This is a genomic window from Sphingobacteriales bacterium, assembly GCA_012517435.1.
Taxonomy (GTDB): domain Bacteria; phylum Bacteroidota; class Bacteroidia; order CAILMK01; family JAAYUY01; genus JAAYUY01.
On record JAAYUY010000220.1, the window covers coordinates 1 to 7,965 of the forward strand.

Annotated in this window: 11 protein-coding genes; all 11 read left to right on the plus strand. The window is 37.3% G+C overall.

Features of this window, described 5'->3' with window-relative positions; genetic code table 11:
- On the plus strand, window positions 1–179 hold a 179-nt coding region (locus GX437_12260; protein ID NLJ08428.1), incomplete at its 5' end, for an iron chelate uptake ABC transporter family permease subunit.
- Window positions 167–949, plus strand: a complete 783-nt coding sequence (locus GX437_12265; GenBank protein ID NLJ08429.1) for an ABC transporter ATP-binding protein — start codon at window positions 167–169, stop codon at window positions 947–949. The genes GX437_12260 and GX437_12265, both read left to right, overlap by 13 nt.
- Window positions 946–1,698: a class I SAM-dependent methyltransferase gene (locus GX437_12270; protein ID NLJ08430.1), complete on the plus strand. Its 753-nt coding sequence runs from the start codon at window positions 946–948 to the stop codon at window positions 1,696–1,698. The genes GX437_12265 and GX437_12270 overlap by 4 nt, the downstream gene beginning before the upstream one ends.
- A gap of 4 nt (window positions 1,699–1,702) precedes the next feature.
- A complete protein-coding gene (locus tag GX437_12275) occupies window positions 1,703–2,404 on the plus strand; it encodes a hypothetical protein (GenBank protein ID NLJ08431.1) in 702 nt (233 codons plus the stop codon).
- Window positions 2,405–3,042: 638 nt separating this feature from the next.
- A complete protein-coding gene (locus GX437_12280; GenBank protein ID NLJ08432.1) occupies window positions 3,043–3,432 on the plus strand; it encodes a hypothetical protein in 390 nt (129 codons plus the stop codon).
- Window positions 3,429–4,382, plus strand: coding sequence for a transporter (locus tag GX437_12285; GenBank protein NLJ08433.1), 954 nt, complete (start codon window positions 3,429–3,431; stop codon window positions 4,380–4,382). Before GX437_12280 ends, GX437_12285 begins: the two co-directional genes overlap by 4 nt.
- Before the next feature lie 3 nt (window positions 4,383–4,385).
- Entirely contained in the window at window positions 4,386–4,628 is a 243-nt protein-coding gene (locus tag GX437_12290) for a hypothetical protein (GenBank protein ID NLJ08434.1), read from the plus strand.
- 138 nt (window positions 4,629–4,766) lie between these two features.
- Complete coding sequence (locus GX437_12295) at window positions 4,767–5,798, plus strand: acetyl-CoA synthase subunit gamma (GenBank protein ID NLJ08435.1); 1,032 nt, start codon at window positions 4,767–4,769, stop codon at window positions 5,796–5,798.
- A 3-nt stretch (window positions 5,799–5,801) separates the two neighbouring features.
- On the plus strand, window positions 5,802–6,101 hold the full coding sequence (locus GX437_12300; GenBank protein NLJ08436.1) for a 4Fe-4S binding protein: 300 nt from the start codon (window positions 5,802–5,804) through the stop codon (window positions 6,099–6,101).
- A 17-nt stretch (window positions 6,102–6,118) separates the two neighbouring features.
- The gene (locus GX437_12305) at window positions 6,119–6,751 is read left to right on the plus strand and encodes a protein-tyrosine-phosphatase (GenBank protein NLJ08437.1); all 633 of its coding nucleotides are present in this window, start codon (window positions 6,119–6,121) and stop codon (window positions 6,749–6,751) included.
- A 312-nt stretch (window positions 6,752–7,063) separates the two neighbouring features.
- Window positions 7,064–7,965: ACR3 family arsenite efflux transporter (gene arsB, locus GX437_12310; GenBank protein NLJ08438.1), on the plus strand; the 902-nt coding region annotated here is incomplete at its 3' end.

The following is a 7,965-nucleotide window of genomic DNA, read 5'->3' on the forward strand; positions in this document are numbered from 1 at the left end:
ACAACCTTCATTCCACACCCCTGAACTTTGTTTTCGGAGGCACCTTCCTCCTGATTATTGATGACTTCTCCCGCACTATCAGTTCCTTTGAAATCCCCATAGGGGTGATTACCATGCTGTTGGGTGCTCCCTTTTTCCTGTTTTTAATGAAGAAAAATAAAATCGGATGGGAGAACTGAAGAATATCATACAGGTTCAGGATTTTTCCTTTGCCTATGAGGAAAGGCTTGTGTTGAAAAACATTAACCTTGAGTTAAAGCCCTCCTGCTTTCATGTGATTCTGGGGCAAAATGGTTCGGGAAAATCCACCCTCCTGCGCTCCATGGCAGGAATGCTGCCTGTTCAGAAGCAGAAAATATTTATTGCCGGCCATGATATAACAGAAATGCCGCTGAAAACCAGGGCTAAGACGTTTGGGCTATTAAGTCAGAAACATAAAGCTGTTTTTCCTTTCAGCGTGGAAGATGTGGTGATGACCGGCAGGGCGGCTTTTGTCAGTTTTGTACCCAAAGAAAAAGACCGATTGATAGTCCATCAAACCCTTGAAAAGACAGGAATTTTACATCTAAAAGACCGCTGTTATACGGAACTTTCTGGTGGAGAGCAGCAGTTGGTCATGATTGCAAGGGTGCTGGCTCAACAGGCTCCTTTACTATTTCTGGATGAACCCACCACCCACCTCGATTTTTACAATCAGGAAAAAGTGCTTAGCCTGATTAAAAATCTTACTCAGGAAGGATTAAGTATTGTCGCTGTTTTGCATGACCCCAGCATGGCCTTTCTTTTTGGCGACCATTTTATTTTCCTGAAAAACGGCAGACTGGTGAATGTTCCGGAAGGTAAAATGCCCTGGGACGCTGATTTCCTCGAAAATATCTATGAAATGAAACTGGAAGCTATTCCACATGCCGAACGGGCATTGATTGTTCCTTCAAATTCAGGCAAATGAACACAAATACCGAAATATTGACAAAAGCTTACGATGCAGGAGTAACAGAAGAATGGAAACGATTGGAAAGTGTTAGCGGAAAGATTGAATTTGAAACGATTAAACATTATCTCAATCTGTATGCAAGCGAAAATTCAGTGGTGTATGACATCGGTTGCGGTCCCGGAAGGTATGCCGAATATTTACTTGAGAAAAATTGCCGGGTGGCTGCCATTGACCTGTCACAAAAATCACTCGATGCATTCAGGTATAGAATTAATGGCCACTACAGCAAAAATTTCATCTTCAGCAGTCGCTGCTGTGCAACAAAACTGGACTGGATAGCCCCTGAGTCGGCTGACATGATCCTGTTGATGGGGCCAATGTATCATCTGATAGATGAAAAAGAAAGAAATATGGCTCTGCGTCATTGCTGGCGGATTTTAAAGGAATATGGATTTCTTTTTACTGTGTTCATGTACACTTTGCATGATGCGCCCTGCTCCTGTTTACCTGATTATCAGCTCACAACAGTATGGTTTCAGGGATATGAAGTAGAGCAGTTTCGCTGTTCACCTCACTATGCAACTGAAATGCTTGAATATCATGGTTTAACAACTAATAAAATCATTGTATTGGATCATTTCGCCCCTTCCCTGTTTTCTGAGAGGCAGGGAAAAAGCAAACCTGATTTCAGTTTCGGGAATAATCCCACAAACTGCGATCAGTTTTTAATCATCAGTCAAAAACCATCATTTAAAACACAATAACTGAATGAACAATACAATTTTAGCGTTATCCGGCTCAGCTGCCCTGGTAGGTTTTGTGCATACCCTCACCGGTCCCGACCATTATCTGCCTTTTATTTTCCTTTCGAAAGCACGCAAATGGTCGCTCTTTAAAACCATCTGGATAACAATTATTTGCGGCATCGGGCATGTGGGAAGTTCTGTTCTTTTAGGTTCTGTTGGCATTGCTGCCGGTATAGCGGTTGATAAACTGACACATACAGAGTCCCTGCGGGGAGGAATTGTTTCATGGTTATTCCTGTTGTTCGGGCTCTTCTATATGCTTTGGGGTATTTATAAAATCAGGAAAAACAAAGCACACAAGCATTTGCATATACATGAAGACGGAAGCATTCATGAACATGAACATCTGCATGAAGACGAACACAGCCATGAACATGGCAAAAAACTCACTTTTTGGGTGCTTTTTCTCATTTTTGTGCTCGGCCCCTGTGAGCCGCTCATCCCTTTTATGATGCAGCCTGCATCGGAAAATAATACAGCGGGAATTATTCAGGTGGCTGCCATTTTTTCATTGGTAACCATTGCTACCATGCTCACCATCGTCTTGCTGACTTTAAAGGGTATTGAATTTTTACCGTTGAAAAAACTTGAAAAATATATGCATGTCATTGCAGGAGCCATCATCCTGATTTGCGGTGGCGGGATGGTGTTTCTGGGCTGGTAAAGATACAATTTTTGCTTTGTTTTTAATCTTTATTTTTCCGGCTCGCAAGAATAAGGAATGACAAGGTAAAATGTAATAAAATTTTAATTCAGCTTAGTCCATCAGACAGCTTATGTTTAATGGCAAGACAACTGAATTTTTCAATACTGATAGCACGCAGCAGTAATTTGAATCCGGAATTAGTAACCCTATCCTAATATTTACGGTATCCATATGGTATTGCATCAGGGAACAAAAATTAGATTTTAAAAGACAACTGAAAGCTCTGAAGTTCAGGTCTGAAAGCTGATTAGCTGAAAATCAATTTACCATGTGAAAAATTTCAGGAAATGACAGGTTTTACCAAAGCACTCTCCCTCCAGGTAAATAATGTTTCTTAATCATCCTGCTATGTAACAGTGAATGCAAAGCGAAGGAATTGATAATGATAATGATGCCATTAAAATAACATTTCAGTGTTATCGTTTAACATATCCTTGTCATATCCGGAATCCGGACTATCTTTGCATAACAAAGATGATGACAGTAATGTTGATGTCCTGATTCTTTTTAATAAAATGTACGGTCAATAAGGGTAAAGACAAAGAATACAATGCAGAGATAAAAAATCTCATCGACAAATTATGAAAAACATCAAAATGACAAGTTATCAAATCAATAATCTTAATCTGATCAGAACATTCTCAGTTGCTTTCAGTATTTTGATAATGATATTGATGATACAAGCCTGCGACCAACCTGAAATTCCCAAACCTGAACCCTCAGATAATCTGTCAATTGACAGTCTGGTAACCACAAAAAGCGATTTGGTAATATGGGAAAAAGCTTATATTACTGCATATACAAGAGGTAAAAACCTTAAATTCAAGTGGACAACAAACCATGGAAGCATGCTTGGCAGGGATTCAAACACAGTAACATACTGGGCTTGTCCTTCCTGCATAGGTATTAATACTGTAAAATGCACTGTAACAAATGAATATGGAACAGTTTCCGACACCATCGCTATAAAAGTCAGGTTGAAATGAAGCAACTACTCTTAATTAGTGCTTTTTTATCGGGTATCAGTATTCATGCATTTTCACAATGTTGTTCTGCCGGAAATCCTGTTGGTGGAGACGCCACAATGGGTTTATTTTCGAAAAATCAATGGATTATAAACATTGGCTATAAGCATAGCGCATCAGACCAATATTTTCATTTAAGCCGAAAAGCAGATATGAATATTGTTGACGAAAGTTTTTTTGATTATAATCAAATATCAGTTAACTATGGTATTAGCAAGCGATTGGCAGTTTTCGCAGAAACGGGCTATTTCTGGGATAAAACTCAAAAATTGACATTTGACAGTTCAGAAATAAAAATACAATCCCACGGACTTGGTGATTTGCAAATTAATTTGCGATATAAAATAATTAAATCGGCAAATCCCCGCCATCAACTGATTTTTTCAGGCGGTATTAAATTACCCGTAGGCTCTTTCAATGAAGAGCAGGATGGCATTGTAGTACCTGTTTCCTTACAACCATCATCAGGTGCTTTAAAATACAATGTTTCTTTTTTCTATTCCAGTAAAAAACCAGATAAAAAATTAGGTTTAAGTTGTTTTACACTTTTTGAAGCAAGCAGATGGATTGAAAAAGATTTTCTTATTCACCATTATGGTCCATATTTACAATTAACTCCGGGGTTTAATTATTCATTAAAAAAGATTCTGATTTCTGCTTATATCAAATATGAATTAAGAGGTAAAGACCAGCGGGAAAACAATTCAATTATTGAATCAAGCGGAAGCCAAATTTTATTATTTAATCCATCAATAAGATATTCAATATCAGGAGATTGGAGTTTTTCACTAAGTACTGACCTGCCAATATTCAAGTATGTTTATGGCTATCAGCTTACAAACAAATATGCAATTCAATTTGGTATCAGAAAAGAAATTAACCGGGCTTATCGTGTAAAAGTTAAAGATTGATTTATGAATCAGGAAAAACTAATATATCTTTCAGGAAATGAAGCGATTACATATCAAAATGGAGATGCAATTTCATTAGATGTCAGACCTGAATTTGAAACAACTATGCATGTATTTGACTTAGGTAAAATCAATTATATTCCTCATACCGAAACAGCACACAGATTTCACGAATTACCTGCAGATAAAACATTGATTATAGCCGATGCAGTAGGATTAAGAAGTAAAGAAGTATGCTTTTTTTAACAGAAAAGGGATTTAAAAATATAATATTGCTTGCAGGTGGAATTGTTGACCGGGAAAGTTCTGGGTTACCCGTAATAAAAATCCTTCAAAACAATTACATGGTCAGTGTCCTTGTATGATGAAATCAAAAGATTAAAAATGACAACTGAATATTATATAAAATTTATCAATGGCATTTTATGGAAAGTTCCAAAAACCTCAACTGTATGGAGCCGAAAAGACATCTGGAGCACTATTAAGGTCAGATGGTCAATAGGCAGGATGAACTACAGGATAAAACCTGGCTTATATGCAGTTGGAAATCCGGATTCAAATTCTGAAATATTTGTTACTGCTAACTTTAAATTAAGCTTTGACCATTTACGCAGGGCATTGCATGAAATGGATGCCTGGATTTTAGTTCTGGACACTAAGGGGATTAATGTGTGGTGTGCAGCAGGAAAAGGTACTTTTGGAACCAGAGAACTTACTTACAGAATCAAAGCTCATGAGCTGGATAAACTGGTAAACAACAAACGAGTTATTGTTCCGCAACTCGGAGCAACTGGTGTTTCGGCTCACGAAGTAAAAAATAGCACTGGTTTCAGTGTTATTTACGGGCCTGTCAGGGCTGAAGATATCAAAGAATTTGTATCTGCCGGATTAAAAGCCACTCCTGAAATGCGAAAAGTTACTTTTCCCTTAATAGAGAGGATAAAACTAATACCTGTTGAACTTGCTTATGGGAAGTACTATTTGCTTGTTGTGCCAGCGATTTTCTTTATTCTTTCAGGATTAAATAAAAATGGTTTTTCTATTGATTTAGCATGGTCTGCCGGAGGGAAAGCAGTTATTGATTTGCTTTCTGCTTACCTTGCCGGTTGTGTTATTACTCCAATCCTGCTGCCATGGATCCCTTTCAGAAGATTTTCATTAAAAGGTCTTTCAATTAGCTGGATAATGGCAATTCCACTTCTGTACTTTAACTTTTTAGGAAACACTATTTTTGAGAATATTTCATGGTTTTTAATGATGGGCGCATTATCATCATTTCTTGCCATGAATTTTACCGGTTCAACTACATTCACTTCATTGTCAGGCGTTCGGAAGGAAATGAAAATAGCTTTACCTTTGCAGATTGGAGCAACAGTCCTTGGAATTATTGGTTGGATTATCAGTAGATTTATTTAACTTATGAAAGGTTTTATTTACCTGAAAAATGTTGTATCCCTTGAACTTGACAGGGAAAAATGCTCTGGCTGCATGATGTGTATTATCGTTTGCCCTCATGAGGTTTTTGAAATGAAAAACAAAAAAGCTATAATTATCAATAAAGATTTCTGCATGGAATGCGGAGCCTGTCAGAAAAACTGTCCCGACAATGCAATTAGTGTCAGGTCGGGGGTCGGTTGTGCTGCAGGAATTATCAATGGGATTTTACGAAATTCAGAACCAAGTTGTGATTGTGGCTCAAATAAGATTAATTGTTGCTAATGCTAAAATCAAATTTTATGAATGTTTTCAACCCGATTCTTACCGATTATATTAAGCGTTTATTATCTGATAATGAGTTAGATAGAAAAAGAATGGAACTACTTGATAAATTATCAGATTATATCAAGGAAAAAATCCTGCAGGAAGAAGAAGTAAACCTGATATTTATCTGTACCCATAATTCACGAAGAAGTCATTTGGCACATGTATGGGCATTGGTGGCTTCAAAATGGTATCAATTGAAGAACATCAACTTTTTTTCAGGAGGGACAGAAGAATCAGCCTTTAATCCCCGTGCCGTTGCTGCCCTGATCCGTGCCGGTTTTAAAATAGAAAATATGAATTCCATCGCAGATCATAATCCCCACTACAAACTGAAGTTTTCGGAAAAAGAACCGGGAATCATCCTGTTTTCAAAATTATATAATCACAAAGCTAATCCAAAAGAAAACTTTGCCGCGATCATGGTTTGCTCCCATGCCGATGAAAACTGCCCTTTTATTCCGGGTGCGGAAAAACGCTTTTCAATTCCTTATAATGATCCGAAAGACTTTGATAACACTGAGCTTGAATCAGAAAAATATGATGAAAGATGTTTTGAAATAGCAAAGGAGATGTTTTATGTATTTAAAAAGATTAAACTCAATTAAATCATCTATAGCAGGGGATTTAAATCCCCTGCTAAGAAAAATTAAAAAATTATTAAAAGGTGGATTAAAACCCAACAATAAAAGTATAAATCATTGAAATTGAACAATTTAATATCGAAATCATCCATAGCAGGGGATTTAAATCCCCTGCTAAGAAAAATAAAAAAATTATCAAAAGGTGGATTAAGACCCAACAATAAAATATAAATCATTGAAATTGAACAATTTTATATCGAGATCATCCATAGCAGGGGATTTAAATCCCCTGCTAAAAAGATTTTTCCCATTTCTTAACTTTTAAATTAAAAAATTATGCCCGCTCAAAAAAGACTTAAATTTTTAGACCGTTACTTGACGCTCTGGATTTTTCTGGCCATGGCCATTGGCGTGTTGTCAGGTTATTTTTTTCCTGCCATAGCAGATTTCTGGGAATCTTTGAAATCATCACCGGATAGCACCACAAACATTCCAATTGCTATCGGACTGATTGTCATGATGTATCCTCCCCTTGCCAAGGTCAGGTACGAAGAACTGGGTGATGTTTTCAGAAATTGGAAAGTTCTTAGCCTTTCGTTGATTCAAAACTGGATTATCGGGCCTGTTTTGATGTTTTTCCTTGCCATTTTATTCTTCAGGCTTTTCCCCGGTAAAGACAACGCTAACCTGCCCTATATGTATGGAATCATCATGATTGGTTTAGCCCGTTGTATTGCCATGGTGATAGTCTGGAACGACCTTGCCAAAGGCGATACCCAATATGCTGCCGGCCTGGTGGCTTTTAATAGTATTTTTCAGGTGCTTTTCTTTTCAGTTTATGCTTACTTTTTTATTGCTATACTTCCCGGCTGGTTTGGAATACCAACCAATGATGCTGTTGAAAATATTACCATCGGGCAAATTGCAGAAAGTGTATTTATTTACCTTGGAATTCCATTTATCGCAGGATTTCTGACCCGATTTATTCTGATCAGAGTAAAAAACAAGGAATGGTATCATTCCAAATTTGTTCCTAAAATTAGTCCGCTGACATTGATAGCCTTGCTATTCACCATTATTGTCATGTTTTCATTAAAAGGTGAATACATCATCAAAATTCCTTTGGACGTGGTAATGGTTGCCATTCCATTGCTGATTTATTTTCTTGTTATGTTTTTTGCAAGTTTTTACATGAGTTACAGGGTAGGTGCAAATTACGGACAAACGGTAACCCTTTC

What these genes read in the sequence shown, in the direction of transcription:
- GX437_12265 (NLJ08429.1), top strand. Translation starts at nt 167, where the DNA reads ATGGGAGAACTGAAGAATATCATACAGGTTCAGGATTTTTCCTTTGCC.
- GX437_12270 (NLJ08430.1), top strand. Translation starts at nt 946, where the DNA reads ATGAACACAAATACCGAAATATTGACAAAAGCTTACGATGCAGGAGTA.
- GX437_12275 (NLJ08431.1), top strand. Translation starts at nt 1,703, where the DNA reads ATGAACAATACAATTTTAGCGTTATCCGGCTCAGCTGCCCTGGTAGGT.
- GX437_12280 (NLJ08432.1), top strand. Translation starts at nt 3,043, where the DNA reads ATGACAAGTTATCAAATCAATAATCTTAATCTGATCAGAACATTCTCA.
- GX437_12285 (NLJ08433.1), top strand. Translation starts at nt 3,429, where the DNA reads ATGAAGCAACTACTCTTAATTAGTGCTTTTTTATCGGGTATCAGTATT.
- GX437_12290 (NLJ08434.1), top strand. Translation starts at nt 4,386, where the DNA reads ATGAATCAGGAAAAACTAATATATCTTTCAGGAAATGAAGCGATTACA.
- GX437_12295 (NLJ08435.1), top strand. Translation starts at nt 4,767, where the DNA reads ATGACAACTGAATATTATATAAAATTTATCAATGGCATTTTATGGAAA.
- GX437_12300 (NLJ08436.1), top strand. Translation starts at nt 5,802, where the DNA reads ATGAAAGGTTTTATTTACCTGAAAAATGTTGTATCCCTTGAACTTGAC.
- GX437_12305 (NLJ08437.1), top strand. Translation starts at nt 6,119, where the DNA reads ATGAATGTTTTCAACCCGATTCTTACCGATTATATTAAGCGTTTATTA.